18 protein-coding genes are annotated in these 16,024 nt (G+C 73.4%); 3 read left to right on the top strand and 15 right to left on the bottom strand.

Annotated elements, in window-relative coordinates:
- Nucleotides 1-14 precede the first annotated feature (14 nt).
- The 10 genes from ctaF to gvpO all read right to left on the bottom strand — a co-directional run bounded on the left by ctaF (nucleotide 15) and on the right by gvpO (nucleotide 5,614).
- On the bottom strand, nucleotides 15-404 hold the full coding sequence (ctaF, locus tag AS857_RS04200; protein ID WP_058041731.1) for an aa3-type cytochrome oxidase subunit IV: 390 nt from the start codon (nucleotides 402-404) through the stop codon (nucleotides 15-17).
- Nucleotides 401-2,083, bottom strand: coding sequence for an aa3-type cytochrome oxidase subunit I (gene ctaD, locus AS857_RS04195; protein WP_058041730.1), 1,683 nt, complete (start codon nucleotides 2,081-2,083; stop codon nucleotides 401-403). The genes ctaF and ctaD overlap by 4 nt, the downstream gene beginning before the upstream one ends.
- A gap of 105 nt (nucleotides 2,084-2,188) precedes the next feature.
- Nucleotides 2,189-2,467, bottom strand: coding sequence for a gas vesicle protein K (locus tag AS857_RS04190; protein ID WP_058041729.1), 279 nt, complete (start codon nucleotides 2,465-2,467; stop codon nucleotides 2,189-2,191).
- Nucleotides 2,464-2,649 carry a gas vesicle protein GvpJ gene (gene gvpJ / locus AS857_RS04185; RefSeq protein ID WP_058041728.1) on the bottom strand — a complete coding sequence of 62 codons (186 nt, stop codon included), beginning with the start codon at nucleotides 2,647-2,649 and terminating at the stop codon, nucleotides 2,464-2,466. Before gvpJ ends, AS857_RS04190 begins: the two co-directional genes overlap by 4 nt.
- On the bottom strand, nucleotides 2,646-3,503 hold the full coding sequence (locus AS857_RS04180) for a GvpL/GvpF family gas vesicle protein (RefSeq protein ID WP_058041727.1): 858 nt from the start codon (nucleotides 3,501-3,503) through the stop codon (nucleotides 2,646-2,648). The genes gvpJ and AS857_RS04180 overlap by 4 nt, the downstream gene beginning before the upstream one ends.
- The gene (locus AS857_RS04175; protein WP_058041726.1) at nucleotides 3,493-3,846 is read right to left on the bottom strand and encodes a gas vesicle protein; all 354 of its coding nucleotides are present in this window, start codon (nucleotides 3,844-3,846) and stop codon (nucleotides 3,493-3,495) included. The genes AS857_RS04180 and AS857_RS04175 overlap by 11 nt, the downstream gene beginning before the upstream one ends.
- Nucleotides 3,843-4,055, bottom strand: coding sequence for a gas vesicle protein GvpG (locus AS857_RS04170; protein ID WP_058041725.1), 213 nt, complete (start codon nucleotides 4,053-4,055; stop codon nucleotides 3,843-3,845). Before AS857_RS04170 ends, AS857_RS04175 begins: the two co-directional genes overlap by 4 nt.
- The gene (locus tag AS857_RS04165; protein WP_058041724.1) at nucleotides 4,052-4,768 is read right to left on the bottom strand and encodes a GvpL/GvpF family gas vesicle protein; all 717 of its coding nucleotides are present in this window, start codon (nucleotides 4,766-4,768) and stop codon (nucleotides 4,052-4,054) included. Before AS857_RS04165 ends, AS857_RS04170 begins: the two co-directional genes overlap by 4 nt.
- Nucleotides 4,765-5,184 carry a gas vesicle structural protein GvpA gene (locus AS857_RS04160; RefSeq protein ID WP_058041723.1) on the bottom strand — a complete coding sequence of 140 codons (420 nt, stop codon included), beginning with the start codon at nucleotides 5,182-5,184 and terminating at the stop codon, nucleotides 4,765-4,767. The genes AS857_RS04165 and AS857_RS04160 overlap by 4 nt, the downstream gene beginning before the upstream one ends.
- Before the next feature lie 109 nt (nucleotides 5,185-5,293).
- Nucleotides 5,294-5,614 carry a gas vesicle protein GvpO gene (gene gvpO / locus AS857_RS37145; protein WP_079110052.1) on the bottom strand — a complete coding sequence of 107 codons (321 nt, stop codon included), beginning with the start codon at nucleotides 5,612-5,614 and terminating at the stop codon, nucleotides 5,294-5,296.
- A 170-nt stretch (nucleotides 5,615-5,784) separates the two neighbouring features.
- Between gvpO and AS857_RS04150 the strand changes: the two genes are divergently transcribed.
- Both AS857_RS04150 and AS857_RS04145 read left to right on the top strand, forming a co-directional pair.
- On the top strand, nucleotides 5,785-7,176 hold the full coding sequence (locus AS857_RS04150; RefSeq protein WP_058041722.1) for a glutamine synthetase family protein: 1,392 nt from the start codon (nucleotides 5,785-5,787) through the stop codon (nucleotides 7,174-7,176).
- A gap of 72 nt (nucleotides 7,177-7,248) precedes the next feature.
- Complete coding sequence (locus tag AS857_RS04145) at nucleotides 7,249-8,394, top strand: amidohydrolase family protein (RefSeq protein WP_058041721.1); 1,146 nt, start codon at nucleotides 7,249-7,251, stop codon at nucleotides 8,392-8,394.
- Nucleotides 8,395-8,484: 90 nt separating this feature from the next.
- Here AS857_RS04145 and AS857_RS04140 read toward each other — a convergent pair whose 3' ends face one another.
- The 3 genes from AS857_RS04140 to AS857_RS04130 form a co-directional block, all read right to left on the bottom strand.
- Nucleotides 8,485-9,753 (bottom strand): hypothetical protein, encoded by a 1,269-nt coding sequence (locus tag AS857_RS04140; RefSeq protein WP_058041720.1) that lies wholly within the window; start codon nucleotides 9,751-9,753, stop codon nucleotides 8,485-8,487.
- Nucleotides 9,754-9,892: 139 nt separating this feature from the next.
- Complete coding sequence (locus tag AS857_RS04135; protein WP_058041719.1) at nucleotides 9,893-11,197, bottom strand: cytochrome P450; 1,305 nt, start codon at nucleotides 11,195-11,197, stop codon at nucleotides 9,893-9,895.
- 96 nt (nucleotides 11,198-11,293) lie between these two features.
- The gene (locus AS857_RS04130) at nucleotides 11,294-11,956 is read right to left on the bottom strand and encodes a DUF4360 domain-containing protein (protein ID WP_058041718.1); all 663 of its coding nucleotides are present in this window, start codon (nucleotides 11,954-11,956) and stop codon (nucleotides 11,294-11,296) included.
- Between the two features lie 177 nt (nucleotides 11,957-12,133).
- Between AS857_RS04130 and AS857_RS04125 the strand changes: the two genes are divergently transcribed.
- Nucleotides 12,134-13,096, top strand: coding sequence for an FAD-dependent oxidoreductase (locus AS857_RS04125; protein ID WP_058041717.1), 963 nt, complete (start codon nucleotides 12,134-12,136; stop codon nucleotides 13,094-13,096).
- A gap of 28 nt (nucleotides 13,097-13,124) precedes the next feature.
- Here the strand turns inward: AS857_RS04125 and AS857_RS04120 are convergent, their stop codons facing one another.
- Nucleotides 13,125-13,787, bottom strand: a complete 663-nt coding sequence (locus tag AS857_RS04120; RefSeq protein WP_058041716.1) for an NADPH-dependent FMN reductase — start codon at nucleotides 13,785-13,787, stop codon at nucleotides 13,125-13,127.
- A 63-nt stretch (nucleotides 13,788-13,850) separates the two neighbouring features.
- Nucleotides 13,851-15,695: a glycosyltransferase family 2 protein gene (locus AS857_RS04115; protein WP_420823908.1), complete on the bottom strand. Its 1,845-nt coding sequence runs from the start codon at nucleotides 15,693-15,695 to the stop codon at nucleotides 13,851-13,853.
- Between the last annotated feature and the right edge of the window lie 329 nt (nucleotides 15,696-16,024).

The raw sequence follows: 16,024 nt of genomic DNA, 5'->3' as shown, positions 1-16,024 counted from the left end.
TCGGCCGGCTCCGCCTAGTCGCGCTGGACGTACTGGAAGGACATCCCGCCCACGCCCGCGGCCAGGACGCCGAAGCCGATGAGGAACAGCCACAGGCCGAAGACGATGCCCAGCGCCGAGAGGGCGGCGCCCAGGGCGGTCAGGGCCGGGTAGGCGCTGCGCGGCGGGAAGAAGTCCAGGGGGCCCGCCCGCTCGGCGATGTCGGCCTTCTTCCGGTCCTCCGGCCGGGCGCCCCGGCGGCGGTAGTTCATGGCGAAGAAGAACGCCATCAGCGACGCCATGACGAAGGAGACCGCCAGCGCCGCGGTCCCCGCGGGCTCACGGCCGGAGAGCCAGACGTAGACGGCTCCGGTGGCGAGGAAGAAGCCGGCGACGCCGGCGAAGAGGACCGCCTCTGTCTTCACTTCGGGATGCTCCTCGTCTCCGCCGCCTCCAGGGCTTCGGGGTGGTGCAGGTCGAAGGCGGGGGAATCGGACCGCACCCGCGGCAGGGCGTGGAAGTTGTGGCGCGGCGGCGGGCAGCTGGTGGCCCACTCCAGGGACCGGCCGAAGCCCCAGGGGTCGTCCACGGTCACCTTCGGCGCGTGGCGGGCGGTGTGCCACACGTTGTAGAGGAACGGCAGGGTCGAGATGCCGAGCAGGAACGACCCGATGGAGGAGACCGTGTTCATGAGGGTGAATCCGTCGGCGGCCAGGTAGTCGGCGTAGCGCCGGGGCATGCCCTCCTCGCCGAGCCAGTGCTGTACCAGGAAGGTGATCTGGAAGCCGGCGAAGAGGGTGAAGAAGTGGATCCTGCCGAGGCGCTCGTCGAGCATCCGCCCCGTCCATTTGGGCCACCAGAAGTAGAAGCCGCCGAACATGGCGAAGACGACCGTGCCGAAGAGGACGTAATGCAGGTGCGCGACGACGAAGTACGAGTCGGTGACGTGGAAGTCGAGCGGCGGGGAGGCGATGAGGACGCCGCTGAGCCCGCCGAGCAGGAAGGTGACGAGGAAGCCGACCGCCCACAGCATGGGGGTCTCGAAGGAGACGCTGCCGCGCCACATGGTGCCGATCCAGTTGAAGAACTTCACTCCCGTGGGGACGGCGATCAGGAAGGACATCAGCGAGAAGAACGGCAGCAGGACGGCGCCGGTCGCGAACATGTGGTGCGCCCACACGCTGGCCGAGAGCATGGTGATGGCGATGGTCGCGCCGACCATTCCGGCGTAGCCGAAGAGCGGCTTGCGGCTGAAGACCGGGATGATCTCGGTGATCACGCCGAAGAACGGCAGGGCGACGATGTAGACCTCGGGGTGGCCGAAGAACCAGAACAGGTGCTGCCACAGCACCGCGCCGCCGTTGGCCGCGTCGAAGACGTGCGCCCCGAACTTCCGGTCCGCCTCCAGGGCCAGCAGGGCCGCGGTCAGCACCGGGAAGGCGAGCAGCGCCAGGATCGAGGTGAAGAGGATGTTCCAGGTGAAGACCGGCATGCGGAACATCGTGAGGCCGGGCGCGCGCAGGCAGACGATGGTGGCGATGAAGTTCACCGAGCCCAGGGTGGTGCTCAGGCCCGCGACCACCAGGCCCATCGCCCACAGGTCGCCGCCGGCGCCGGGCGAGAAGACGGCGCTGTTGAGCGGGGCGTAGGCGAACCACCCGAAGGACGCGGCCCCGCCGGGCACGACGAATCCGGAGACGACGATCAGGCCGCCGAGGAGGAACAGCCAGAAGGTCATCGCGTTGAGGCGGGGGAAGGCCACGTCCGGGGAGCCGATCTGCAGGGGCATCACGGCATTGGCGAACCCGGCGAACATGGGCGTGGCGAACAGCAGCATCATGACGGTGCCGTGCATGGTGACCAGCTGGTTGTACTGCGCGGTGCTGACGATCTGCAGCCCCGGCCGGGCCAGCTCCGCCCGCATCACCATCGCCATCAGCCCGGCGAACAGGAAGAAGCAGAAGGCGGTCACCAGATACATGTTTCCGATCACCTTGTGATCGGTGGTGGTGAGGTAGGTGAGCATTCTGTTGCCCAGCCGGAGGTGCGGACTGTCGGCGGTCTCCGCCGTCCCCTCGGGTCTCTCCTGCTCCAGCTGCGGCATCGCCCCTCCGTGGGCCCGTGCCCGTTGCGGCGGGCGCCACGTGTGTAGCCGTGGCCGCGGTCGCACAAACCAGGGATGGGCCATTCGGACGGGTGGGGCGGCGGCTCACTCGCGCGGCAGCAGGGAGCCCAGCGGGCCGAGGTCGAGGTTCAGGTCGCGCAGCTCCAGGCCGTAGTGCGCGCACAGCTCCTGCATGCGCCGCTCCAGCAGCATCAGCGTGAGGCCGAGGCGCTCCTCCTGCTCCTCGCCCAGCCCGCCCAGCTCCACCCGGCGCAGCGCCTGCGCCTCCATCAGCCGGCGCAGGAGTTCCACCACGGTCAGCACGATCGTGACGAGGTCGCGTTCGACGGCTTCCTCGTCGAGCTCCAGGCGGCGCGTCGTCATGGCTGTTCCTCCCCGTCGACCGAGCTGATGAGGGCGCGCAGGTCGACGCGGACGAGGTCGACGTCGGCGATGCTCAGGGTGAGGTCCCCGGCCAGCACGACGCCGCCCGCGAGCAGCCGGTCGAGGAGGTCGAGCAGCGACAGGCGCCGCTCGGCGAGGGGGCCGCCGCCGGCGCCGGTCACGGCGTGCCCGCGTCGTGGACGGGTTCCCGCGAGGGCTCGCCGGTGACGAACGAGTACGGCGCCCACGGCCCGGTCAGCTCCACGCGCAGCCCGTCCCGGGGCGCACGGCCGGCCAGCCCGGCGACGGCGGCGGTGAAGGCGGGGCCGCGCTCTCGGGGCACGAGGTAGGCGGCGTTGAGGACGTTGCGGCCCGGGTGCCCGGTGAGGCGGGGGTTCTGCGGAGGGTAGAGCCGGGTCTCCTCCGCGAGGGTGGCGAGGGCGGCGTGGATGCCGCGCGCGGCCTCGTCCACGTGCCGCCACTCCTCCTCGCGCGCCTGCCGTTCCGCGGCGCGCTGCCGGAGGTAGTCGCGGCCGGACGTGGCGGCGCGCGGCGCTCGTCGGCGGGCCCGGGAAGGCGGGCCCGGGGGCGGGGCGGCCGGCGGCCCGCCGGCGCCCTCCGCCACCGTGTGGATCTTGACCCCCCACTCGGCGCGGCCCTCCAGCCGGTCGAGGGCGGCACCGAACGCGGCGTGCCGGGACGTCAGCATGCTGCGCACGCCGGCCTCGTCGCGGTAGACGGTCGCGAGCCGCAGCGGCAGGACGCACGGGGCACCGGCCGACGCCGCGTCGACCACCCGCTGGTGACCGCGCGCGACGTGCTCCAGCCAGGCGAGGTCCTCCAGCCGCTCGCGCAGCCCCTCCTCGTCGAACTCGGCGACGGGGACGGGCCCCACCAGGGCCGCGAGACCGCCTTCCCGCACCGCACGCACCGGCTCGCCGGCCACGCCGGTGACCGTCTCCAGCCGGCTCCCGGCGGCACCGGTGTCCCGCAGGACGGCATAGGCGTACAGCAGTTCCGTACGGTCACGGTTCACCGGAACTCCTCCTTTCGGGTCCTTCGAGCTCTTCGAGCCCGTCGTGTGCTTCGAGTTCGGCGATACGGGACCGCAGCCGTGCGTTCTCCGCGTCCATGGCGCGCCGGCGGGCTCCCGAGGACAGGGAGGGATCGCTCTCCCACCAGTCAATGCCCATCTCCCTGGCCTTGTCGACGGAGGCGACGACCAGGCGCAGCCTGATGGTGAGGAGCTCGATGTCGAGGAGGTCGACGCGGATGTCGCCGGCGATGACGATGCCCTTGTCGAGCACGCGCTCCAGGATGTCGGCGAGGTTCGCCGAGCTGCCGCCGCCGGAGAGCGACGTCTGGGACCGGCCGGTCATGCCGCACCTCCTCCGGGCTGCTGCCGGACCGCTTCCATGCGGTCCAGCAGGGCGTCCTCGCGCCGGTCGAACTCCTCCTCGTCGATGGCGCCGCTCACCAGCTGCTCCTCGAGCACCTCGAGTTCGCGCCGGACGGCCGCCGGGTCGTGGTGGAGGCGCTCGGCCTCGGCGACGACCCGGCGCAGCACCCAGCCCACGAAGGTGATCACGTCGCGAAGCTGTACGGCGGGAGCGGACCGTTGACCTTGATGTCCAGCTGCGGGTGGCGCTCGCCGAGCCGCCCGGCCTCCTCCAGCAGCCGCCGGGCCGCGGACTCCTCCACGAGGAAGGACACGTTCAGGAACCAGCCCGCGCTCTCCGGGCCGTCGCAGTGCTCCTCGGCCAGGGGTACCAGCGCGTCGCGCACCAGCCCGGCGTCCAGGGCCTCGCGTTCGCGCATGCTGTTCGCGACCATCTCGCCGAAGCGCAGGCGCTGTTCGTAGGAGCCTCCGCCGGCGGCCCTGTTGGCCTCGGCCAGGGTCCGCAGACCGGCGTTCCCGGCGAGGACGAGGTGCAGGGCGGCGTCCTCCCGGTGCAGGACCTTGACGTTGTACTCGACGCGGCCGGCGAGCCGGTCGAGCTGTTCCTCGTAGCGGCCGGAGTGCTCGGACAGCACCTCGGCCACCTTGTCGTCGCTGTCGGAGACGCTGCCGAAGCGCATCGGCAGCACGGGGGTGCGGCGGCCGGCCGCCGCCAGCACCTGCTGGTGGGCCAGCAGGTCGCGGCGCTTGGGGCGCAGCTGCTCGGGGCAGTCGCTGACGACCGCGGCCAGTCCGTCCCGGCTCACCACCCGTACGGGGCGTGGCGGGTCCCCGATGCCGGTGAGGCCGTCGGGCAGGTCGGTGCTGCCGGCGCGCGCGATGCCGTAGACGTAGGTGGTCACTCGGTGTCCTCCTTCTTGCGGGAGGTGGAGCGGCGGCTGCGGCTCGTCTCCTCGCCGCGGTCGCGCACCTGGTGCAGGGCGTCGGAGACGGTCTGCGCGGCGCCGGACAGGGCGCCCTTGGTCTTGCCGTGGGCGCCGCTCTCGGTGACCTCGCCCACGAGTTCGGGCAGGCCGGCGCTCTTGTGGGGTCCGGATTCCAGGTCGAGGCGATTGCAGGCCTCGGCGAAGCGCAGGTAGGTGTCGACACTGGCGACGACGACGCGTACGTCGATCTTCAGGATCTCGATGCCGACCAGTGAGACGCGTACGAACGCGTCGATGACCAGCCCGCGGTCCAGCACCAGTTCGATCACGTCGTAGAGACCGCTGGTGCCGCCGGCGGAGCCGGTGCCCGGTTGCGCAGGGACAACGCTCATCTCGGGCGGTTTCCTCTCGTCATTGTTCTCTCGTCGCGACGCGACCGGCGCACGGCGGCCCGGACCGCCCGGGGGCTCGTGCCGCCCGGCTCGCCCGCAAGCACGATGCTCAGCGGGCGTCGGACCTGCCGCGCTCGTAGCGCCGGACGCGGCGGTAGCCGGTGAGCAGGCCGTCGGGGCCGAGGGTGAGCTCGTAGAGCGCCATGACGCTCATCGTCTCGGGGATCCGGGCGACCTCGACCGCCTCGGCCTCCACCGTCCAGCCGTCCTCGGTCCGCTCGAACCGGGAGACGCCTTCGGGCTGCAGCCCGGTCAGTTCGGCGAACTGCTCGCGGGCCGCGCGGAGTACCTGGGCTGCGGTGAGGTCCGGCCGTGTTCCCGCTTCCGGGCCCGTGCCGGTCTCGTCGGGTGTGTCTGCCTCATCAGTCATGGAGAACCTCGCCCTGCGGATACCGCGTCCCGGCGGGCCCAAACACCCGATCACGGCGTGACCGCCCCGGCCTGCGGTTCCCGGGGCGTCCTTTGCCCGCCGGGCCCGCCACCGTACGGTGTAATGGCCCGCACAGGGCAGTTGAGGGCACCGGCACCCGGGAGCGAGCGTTGGACACACCACCGCACGAGGCCGCGGCCTCGGCAGCGCGCCAGGAGGCGGCGCGCCTGACGGCCAAGGACATCCACGGCGTCGCGCTGACCTGGGTCGACAACGCGGGCATCGTGCGCGTCAAGGCCGTCCCCACCGCCCGGCTCGCCCACGCGGCGCAGTGGGGCGTCGGCATGTCCCCCGTCTTCGACGTGTACCTCAGCGACGACTCCGCCGTCACCAGCGCCCACATCGGCGGGCCCGACGGGGACCTGCGCCTCTTCCCCGACCTCGACCGGCTGACCGTCCTGGCCGCCCAGCCGGGCTGGGCCTGGGCCCCGGCCGACCGCTTCGAACAGGACGGCGCTCCCTACGCGGCCTGTCAGCGCGGGTTCGCGCGGCGCATGGCCGAGCGGGCCGCGCGGTCCGGCCTCGAACTGCGCATGGGCTACGAGACCGAATGGGTCGTCACCCACGCGACGGGAGCGGACGGCGAGGGGGACGGGCCGGAGGCACCCGGCCACGCCCGGCGCTACGCCGGCCCCGGCCCGGCCTACGGCATGACCCGCATCACCGGTCTCTCCGGCTACGTGCGCGACGTCCTGCAGGCCCTGGCCGCCCAGGGCATCGACGTGCTGCAGATCCATCCGGAGTACTCCCCCGGCCAGTTCGAGGTCTCCACCGCCCCGTCGGGCCCGGTGGCCGCCGCCGACGACGCGGTTCTCGTACGGGAGACGATCCGCGCCGTGTCCGCGCACCACGGCCTGCACGCCACGTTCGCCCCGGTGGTCGAGCACGGGGCCGTGGGCAACGGCGCGCACCTCCACCTCAGCCTCTGGAAGGACGGCGCCAATCTGTGCCGCGGCGGCGACGGCCCCTTGGGGATGACGCGGACCGGCGAGGCGTTCCTCGCCGGCGTCCTCCGCGCGCTTCCCGAGCTGCTGGCCGTCACCTCCCCGCACCCCGCCGGCTACCTGCGGCTCGCGCCGTCCATGTGGGCCGGGGTCTTCCAGTGCTGGGGGCCCGAGAACCGAGAGGCCGCCCTCCGCTTCATTCCCGGCCCGGCGAAGGACCTCCAGGGCGCCAACGCCGAGATCAAGTGCATCGACGCGACGGCCAACCCGTACCTGGTGGCCGGCGCGGTCATCGCCGCCGGACTCGACGGCATCGACCGTCAGGACACCCTGCCGGCCCCCGTCAGCGGCGATCCGGCGGTCACGCACGCCGGGGTTCCCCGCCTGCCGGCCGGCCTGCCGGAGGCGCTCGAGCACTTCCGCGGCTCGGCCCTCCTGCGCGAGGCCCTCGGAGAGCCCCTCTACGAGGCCTTCCTCGCCGTCCGCGAAGGCGAGCACGCGCGCCTGCAGCACCACGCCCCGGAAGCCGTCGTCGCGGACCTCCGGCACCGCTACTGACCCGGTACCGGCCCGAAGCCACCGACCCCGACCGATCCGTCCCTACCCGACGTCGTGAAGAAGGCGGCAGCCATGGCGAACCGGACAGCGACCGCACCGCCCGCCGGACAGCCCCCCGGCGGCGGGCTGGTGGACCACCACTGCCACGGCGTGGCCCGGGGCCCGCTCACCGGCTCCCGCTTCACGGCGTACCTGACGGAGTCCGACGCACCGGCCGCCGACGGCACCACGTTCTTCGACAGCCAGCTGGGCTTCGCCGTGCGCCGCTGGTGCCCGCCGCTCCTCGGCCTCCCGGCCCACTGCCCGCCCGCCGACTACCTGGCCCGGCGCGCCGAGCTGGGCGCCGACGAGGTGAACCGGCGGCTGCTCGGCGCCACCGGCATCACCGACTACGTCGTCGACACCGGCCTGGCCGACGACCTCACCACCCACCACGAGCTCGCCCGCGCAGGCGGCGGACGCGCCCACGAGATCGTGCGGCTGGAGACCCTCGCCGAGCACACGGCCGACAAGGCCGGAACCGGCCGGGAGTTCCTCGACGGCCTGCAGGAAGCGGTGCACGCGGCGGCCCGCACCGCCGCGGGCTTCAAGTCGGTGGCCGCCTACCGCCACGGACTCGACTTCGACCCGGCGCCGCCGGGCCCCGGGGAGCTGCGGGCCGCCACGGACGGCTGGCTGGCCGCGCGGGAGCCCGGCGGCCGCCTCCACGACCCCGTCCTCCTGCGCCACCTGCTGTGGACGGCGGCCGCGACCGCGCTGCCCCTGCAGATCCACACCGGCTTCGGCGACCCCGACCTGAGCCTCCACCGCAGCGACCCGGCGCTCCTCACCGGCTTCATCAAGGCGGTGCGGCCGACGGGCTGCCCGCTGGTCCTGCTGCACGCCTACCCGTACCACCGCAACGCGGCCTATCTGGCCCAGGTGTTCCCGCACGTCCACGCCGACGTCGGACTGACCCTCTCGTACACCGGGGCGCGCGCCACGGCCGTCCTCGCGGAGGTGCTGGAGCTCGCCCCGTTCGGGAAGGTCATGTTCTCCACCGACGCCTACGGGCTGCCGGAGCTGTACGTCGTCGGCGCCCGCCTGTTCACCCGCGCGCTGGGGCAGTTGACGGAGACGTGGGCCGGTGAGGGTGCGTGGCCCGCAGCCGAGGTGCCCCGGATCGCCGGGCTGATCGGATCGGAAACCGCGCGGCGGCTCTACAAGCTCCCGTCATGAGGTCCCTGCACGAGCTCCGGCGGCGTGAGGCCGTGCGCGGGCCGCAGGCCCTGGCCGCCGTACCGGAGAGCCGCAGCGCCTGACGAGGCATCAGCGAGCCACCCCGGGCCAGGACTCCTCCGCTTCCTGCAGGCGCGTACGGATGTGCTCGGCCGCGCCCTCGCCCCCGGGAATCCGCTCCCACAGCGCGAGCAGGGCGGGGGCAAGGCGGAGCGCCCCGTCGCCGCTGTGCTGCCAGCAGTAGTGCGCCCGCTTCACCGCGGCCAGGGCCTCCTCGTCGGCCGGTCCGCTGCGGCCCAGGCGTACGCCTGCGGCCGTCATCCACAGCTCGGCGGCCCGCGCGTGGTCGCCCGCCATGCGCGCGAGGTCCGCGCGGACCTCGACCCACAGACCCGCCTCGGGGCTGTCCGGGCCGTGGCGGCGCAAGGCCTGCTGCTCGCCCGCCGCGGCCATGGCCGCGGCCTCGTTGTGCCGCCCGGCGTGGGCGGCTGCGAGGATGACCGGCAGCAGGTCGTCCTGGGGCGGGACCTGCTCTTCTGCGGGGGCGGGGGCGGGCGCCACGGACACCGCGCGGGCCGCGGGCTGCTGCACCGGCGCAGGGTGCGGCACCGGGGCCGGGGCAGGTGCCGCCGCGGGCCGGGGCCGGGGCCGGGGCCGGGGGCGTGGACGGGCGGCCGCGGCGACGTTGGCCAGGACCGGTCCCGGCACGCCCCACTGCAGGGGCAGCGTCTCCGCGCCCAGTCCCGCCCCGAGCAGGGCCCGTTGGTGCAGGGCGGACGCGTCGAGCACGGCGCCGGCACGGGGGTCTCCGGTCTGCAGCGCTTCGAGGAGCGCCCGCGTGTACGGGCCCGCTTCGCGCGCGGCGACCGGCGGGACGGGGTGGACGACGCCGAACAGCGGGACGCCCTGTGAGAGTTCCCCGGAGTGCGCGCCGCTCTCCACGTGCGGCCGGGAGGCCGGGTCGGCCTCCAGGTCGGCCAGCACCAGCACCGGGCCCGCGTGGGCCTGCAGGGTGCGCAGCAGCCAGGCCCAGGGCAGGCCGGTGTAGCGGACGGTGGCCGGGGTGCTGCCGGGCAGGGCGAGGTGGAGCTCGCCGCCGCGGCGGGCCGGGATCATCAGCCGTCCGGTCACCCAGACCAGGAGCGGGCCGGGCACGGCCGCGGCGTGCTGCAGATAGGCCAGGGCGCTCTGCGGCCCCTCCACGGCGGGCAGTTGCACGACGTCGACGGCGCCCGCGGCGAGGAAGCGGCGGGGATTGGCGCCCGCAATGGCATGTGCGGTCGGATTCGGCAGGACACCTCGTCGCCGGTCAGGCGTACCGTCCAGTAACAGCACACAACCCCGGGCCGTGTCGACCACTACGCACTTCCTCCCTGGCAGCACACAAAGGCACAGGCCACTGTAGAGCCCATGGGCACGGGCAGGGGAAGAACGTCCCTCCCGCCACCCCGGACGGTGGGCCGGCGGGCGGCCGGCCCACGTCAACCCGGGGGCGGAATCAGCCGGTTCGTGTGCAGCCGGGCGGCGTCGCGCGGACGGGGAGGTGCCGCGGGCCGCGGACCAGGAGGCCGGGGCGGTAGGGAAGCAGGGCGGGGTCGGCCGCGAGGGAGAACTCCGGCATCCGGGAGCCCTCGCCGAACAGCATCGGAAGGGCGATCTCCGCTTCCAGCCGGGCCAGTCGCGAACCGAGGCAGAAGTGCGGGCCGTGACCGAAGGCGGCGTGGGGCGCGGCCCTTTCGCCGGCCTTGTTGCCAGTCCCGTCGCCGCCCCTTTCGCCGGCTGCGGCGTAGCGGGCGGGCCGGAACGCGTCCGGTTCGGGGAAGGCCTCCGGATCGCGGTTGGCTGCGGCGAGGACCACGAGGACCGAGGCGTCGGCCGGCAGGACCACGCCCTCGCCCAGGTCGATCTCCTCGGTCGTGCGCCGCCACGTCGTCCCCTCCAGGGGGCTCGCGTGCCGCAGGGCCTCCTCGGCCACGGCGGCCCAGGCCCCGGGGCCGCCCTGCCGGGCGGCGACCAGCTCCCGGGGGTGGGTGAGCAGCAGGAGCGAGGCGGACGCCAGCAGGTTCATGGTCGTCTCGTAGCCGGCGAAGAGCAGCAGGAACGCCATCGCGAGCAGCTCGCCGTCGTCCAGCCCGCCCTCGCCCGCATCGTGGATCAGGGCGCTGAAGAGGTCGTCCCCGGGTATCCGGCGCTTGTGCGCGATGAGGGCGGTGAAGTAGGCATGGAGGGATGTCCATGCCTCGTCGACGGCTCCGGCGGGCAGGGCGTCGGCGGGCGAGCCGACGCGGTACGTCCAGGTGCGCAGGTCCGCCCGGTCCGCGGCGGGCACGCCGAGCACCTCGCCGATGACGAGGACCGGCAGGGGGAAGGCGAAGGCGTCGACGAGGTCGGCGGTGCCCTCGCGGGCCAGCCCCGCGGCCACGTCCGCCACCAGCTCCGCCGTGAGGTGTTCGATGCGGGGGCGCAGGGCGTCGACCCGGCGCGGGGTGAACGCGGCCGTGGTCAGCCGGCGCAGCCGGGTGTGGTCCGGGGCGTCGGTGTTGAGCATGTGGCGGGCGAGGCAGCCGCGGGCGCGCTGTGCCGGCGAGTCGGGTTTGGGGCGGCCCGCGGCGCGCGGGGGCACGTTCGAGAAGCGCGGGTCGGCGAGCACTTCCCGGGCCTGCCGGTAGCCGGTGACCAGCCAGGCCTCCGTGCCGTTGGCCAGCGCCACCCGCGCCGCGGGGCCCGTCGTGCGCAGCCGTGCGTAGTAGGGGTACGGGTCGCGTGCGAAGTCGGGGTCCGCCGGATCGAGGGTATCGAGCACCCGTTCATCCTCGTCCGTCCCACGCGTTTCCGGACAGCGGGGCCGGCTCCAGTCCCGGCGAGGGGTACCTGTGCGGTTCCCACAACCCCGGGGCGGCTACCGCTTCGGCGGGCACTCCTTCCAGGCGAGGCGGTAGAGGGTGTTGATGGCGGTGTCCGTGGAGTCCATGGCCATGAAGCTGGTGGTCTTCGTGGGGTCGGAGGTGCCGGCGTTGACCGTCAGCTCGGTGTTGATGTTGAAGTTGCGCCGTTCCCCGCACGGCGCCCACACGTACTGTGCGATTTCGTTGGTGTCGGTCGCCTGCCAGTTGTCGTCGAGCGCGCCCTTGAACTGATGGGACTTGGCCGTGGTCTGCGACTGCCCCTGGAAGTAGTACGAGGCTTTCTGCTCGCCCGTGGCGCCGGGTTCGAGCTGGGCATATCCGCGGTAGTCGACGCTGGCGACGGCATACGTGAATCCGTGCGGCACATGGACGATCAGATTCAGCTGACAGTTCTTGCGGAAATCCGTCGGCTTCGCGCCCAGGCCCACCTGGGCGAGGTACTTGCTGTAGGTGACGGTGAAGGCCGTGTTGTCGAGGGAGACGCCCACGGCGGCGGAGCCGGCGGGGCACCCGGAACCGTTGACCGTGGCGACCTCGATCACGATTTTATCGGGCGGCACGGTGATCCCGGGGGCCGCCGCGTGCGCGGGCAGCACCGGGCCGCATATCGCCGCTATTGCCGCGCCGCAGAGGAAGAGAACTCTGGATCTGGACATGTCGCTCCTGTGGCTGGGGACAGGGGACCGGGGACGGGGAACGAGAGGAATCTGAGGAATCCGGGGAATGGCGAAAAGCCGGATCCGGGTGGGGAATCAATTCCACAGGGCGGCGGAGAAGTCAACAGCACCGATAACCGGGGAAAGAGGTTCCGGACACGGGGGTACGGTGTGGGCATGGCGGGCGATGCGATCGTCGTGGGGTCGGGGGTCATCGGGCTGACCGCTGCCGTGGTGCTGGCGGAGGCCGGGCGGCGGGTCGGGGTGTGGAGCCGCGAGCGGGCCGCGGACACCACGTCCGCGGTGGCCGGCGGCCTCTGGTGGCCGTACCGGATCGAGCCCGAGGAGGCGGTCGCCGCCTGGTCGCTGGAGTCCTTCCGGGTGCTGTCCGGCCTCGCCGCGCGGCCCGGGGAGACGGGCGTCCGGCTGGTCGACGGCACCCATGCGAGCACGGCACCGGAAGAGCAGGGGCCTTGGACGGCCGGCGTCCCCGGGCTCCGGCCGGCCGGGCCCGGAGAGCTGCCCCCGGGGTACGGCCACGGCCTCCGGGCCCGCACCCCTTTGGTGGACATGACGGCATATCTCGGATATCTCCAGCGCCGGCTCACGGCCGCGGGCGGCACCGTCACCGGCCGGGACGTGCCGGACCTGGCCGAAGCGGGGCGGGCGGCACCGCTCGTCGTGAACTGCACCGGCCTCGGCGCCCGCGACCTGGTGCCCGACCCGCTGGTGCACCCCGTGCAGGGTCAGGTCGTCGTCGTGGAGAACCCCGGCGTGGACGAGTGGCTGGCCGCGGAGGACCACGGCACGGGCGAGATCCTCTACGTCCTCCCGCAGCCGTACGGGGTCGTCCTCGGCGGCACCGCGCGGGCGCACGTCTGGGACCGCACCCCCTCGCCCGGCACGGCGCGGTCGATCGTCGGCCGCTGCGCCCGCGCGCATCCGCGTCTGGCCGGGGCGCGCGTCCTCGCCCACCGGGTCGGGCTGCGTCCGGCCCGCTCCCCGGCGCGGCTGGAAACCGACCGGCTGCCGAACGGCGCGAGGCTGATTCACAACTACGGGCACGGCGGCGCGGGCGTCACGGTGTCGTGGGGCTGCGCGCTCGCGGTGGCGGAGCTCGCCAACGCGGCGGGCTGCTGAACCCCGCCCTTCCGTCCCGCCCTGCCCGTCAGTCCTGGGCCCGCTGGGTGACCGGGGCGTCCGTGCAGTCACCGAGGAACTCGTACCAGCGCCGGCGCAGGCAGACGTAGCGCGTGTCCGCCTCGACCAGCCGCAGGAACGACGTCACCGATTCCACCAGCCGCTCGTGGAGCGCGCTCTCGGCGAGGTCGCCGTCGGCGGTGAAGCCCTCGTGCGCCTTGGCGAGGCTGAACATGTCGGGGTAGACGCGCGCCCCCAGGTGTTCGAGCGGGATCCGCAGCGCCCACAGCCCGCGGTTCCCGCCGACCATGGACGGTGACGCCGAGACCAGCAGGGCCTGCTTGTCCTTGAACGGCTGGGGGCGGACGCGGGAGACCCAGTCGATGGCGTTCTTCAGCCCGCCGGGCAGCGAGGCGTTGTACTCCGGCGAGGAGATCACCAGGGCGTCGCACGCGGCCAGGCGGTCGCGCAGCGCGAGCGCTCCGGGCGGCACGCCCTCGGCGATCTCGGCGTCACCGTTGTAGAGCGGCATCGAGAACTCGTCCATGTGGGCGTGGTCGACGTCCGCCCCGGCCTCGTCGCGGACCAGACGGGCCACGAGCGCGGCCAGCCGGGCGTTGAGCGAATCGCTGCGCAGCGACGCGCCGAGCACGAGTACGCGCATGGGGCCGGGTGCGGTGCCGGTGGCCATGGTCCTGCCTCCTTCGGTCCTGCCTGCGGGGCGCCGCCCGGGAAGGCGCCCCGCAGGCCCGGGTCAGACGGTGCTGTGCTGGGCGCGGGGCCGGGAGATGGTCGGGCCGCCACCGCCGGTGCCGCGCCCGCTCGGCCAGCGCCCCCGGGCACGGCCCGCCAGCCACATCCCCACCGGGCCCAGCGCCGTCAGCAGCGCCAGGCAGGCCCACGCCCGCATGGCCGCCGACGTGTGGTCCAGCACGACCGACGCCATCAGGCACGCCCCGAACACGCCCGCCCACCACAGGTGCGTGCGGAACGTCGCCGCGCAGTCCCCGGACACCGACGCGCCCTTGGGCGTCACCACGAAGCCCGACCGGCGCCGCAGCAGCGCCTGCGTCAGCGCCCGCGCGTACAGCGGCGCCGACACCGCCGACATCACCATCCCCGCCACTCCCGAGGAGCCCTCCGGCTCGTGCGGGCTGACGTTGTGGCGGCGGTTGATGACGTACAGGCAGATCTGCAGCACGGCCGCATCGCCGTAGAGCATCAGCCACACCTGCGAGGGCACGTTGATCCCCGAGGCCCCGAGGCCGAGGAAGAGGACGCAGGAGACTCCGCCGAGGACCCACGTCATGGCGGCCATCGGGTAGTAGGCGATCAGCATGCAGTAGTTCCACAGCCGGCCCGGGGACAGCGACCACATGGCCCGCCCGAACTGCCGCAGGAGGGTCTCGAACGTGCCCCGCGACCAGCGCAGCTGCTGCGAGAAGAAGTCCGTCCACGACGACGGGCCCTCGCCCACCGCCAGGACGTCGGGGGTGTAGACCGAGCGCCAGCGGCGGCCCGTCACCGGGTTCTTGCGCCGGTGGATCTCCAGGCCCGTGGCCATGTCCTCCGTGATCGAGTCGTAGAAGCCGCCGATCTGCTGCAGCACGCTCACCCGCAGGCAGTTGGACGTCCCCACGAACATCGGCGATCCGTACCGGTTGCCCGCCCGCTGCACCAGCGCGTGGAACAGGAACTGCTGGCTCTCCGCAGCCTTCGTCACCCGGGCCGAATAGTTCCCGTACACCTGCGGCCCCACCACGAACGCCACGTCCGGGTCACGGAAGTACCCCAGCATCCGCTCCAGGAAGTTCGGCAGCGGCACGTGGTCCGTGTCCACGCACGCCACGAAGTCGTAACCGTCGCCGTGCGCGTCCAGCCACGCGTTGTAGTTGCCGTGCTTCGTCCGGGCCCGGAACTTCCCCGACGGCCGGTTGTACCGCGCCACGCCCTTCCGGGAGAAGTGACGCACCCCCAGGCGTGCGCACAGCGCCCGCGCCCCGGGGTCGTCGCCCTCGTCCAGCAGCCACACGTCGACCAGGCCGTCGTAGCAGACCCGCACCGCCCCCTCCAGCGTCGCCGACACCATCGCGAGGGGTTCCTTCCCCGGCACGAACGTCGTGCAGAAGGCCACCCGGGCACCCGGCTGCGCCCGCACCGGCACCGGATCGCGGGCCGCGCAGGAGGCGTGGGCCACCGAGACCACGTTCACCACGCGGAACACCTCGACCAGCCCCATCGACGCCAGCATCACCCCGTCCCCCACCCCCAGCCATCCGCCCCGCACCACCCAGTGCCCCGGCCACATCAACCACACCAACACCCCTGCCGCCATCAGGGGCGCCAGCGCCACCAGCAGTCCCACCCATACGCTCACCGCCCCCTCCCGGCCCGGCAGCCGCCGGAACCCCACCCGGTACGTCCCCAGCGGCGGCGGCTCCTCCATCACTCCCGCCAGCCGGCTGAACCCGTCGTAGTCGTAGGTGCCGCCCGTACCCGGGTCCACGGGAGGGGACACGACGCCCCGCTCCCCCGCGGGCCCCGGCACGGCGCCCGCGCCACCGGCACCCTCGTCGGCGACCACACCGCGCCCCGACACCCGCACTCCACCCACCACCACAACCACCACCCGCTCCCCCGCCGCCGGAACCACCACCAAAGGGGTTATTAGTCAGCAAAACGTAACAACGCACCGGAGCGATCATCTGACGATTGCGCCCAACACACCCCCCGATCACCCGCCCAGCCCATACGGCCGTACGACAGGCATATGAACCGACCGGACCGCATCGGGCGATCACCCCTGGTCACCGGCGCCGTGCCCGTTTCCGCCCCGCAACCGCGCCATCCGGCCAAAAGCGGCCCGCGCGGCGGCGGGTCCAGTGACCGGTGCGGTGCCGCGCCGGTTGTATGGGTCGCCGGATGACA

This window comes from Streptomyces roseifaciens (genome assembly GCF_001445655.1).
GTDB lineage: Bacteria > Actinomycetota > Actinomycetes > Streptomycetales > Streptomycetaceae > Streptomyces > Streptomyces aureoversilis.
The sequence above is the reverse complement of the archived record's forward strand: the minus strand, read 5'-3'. Positions and strand labels throughout refer to the sequence as shown.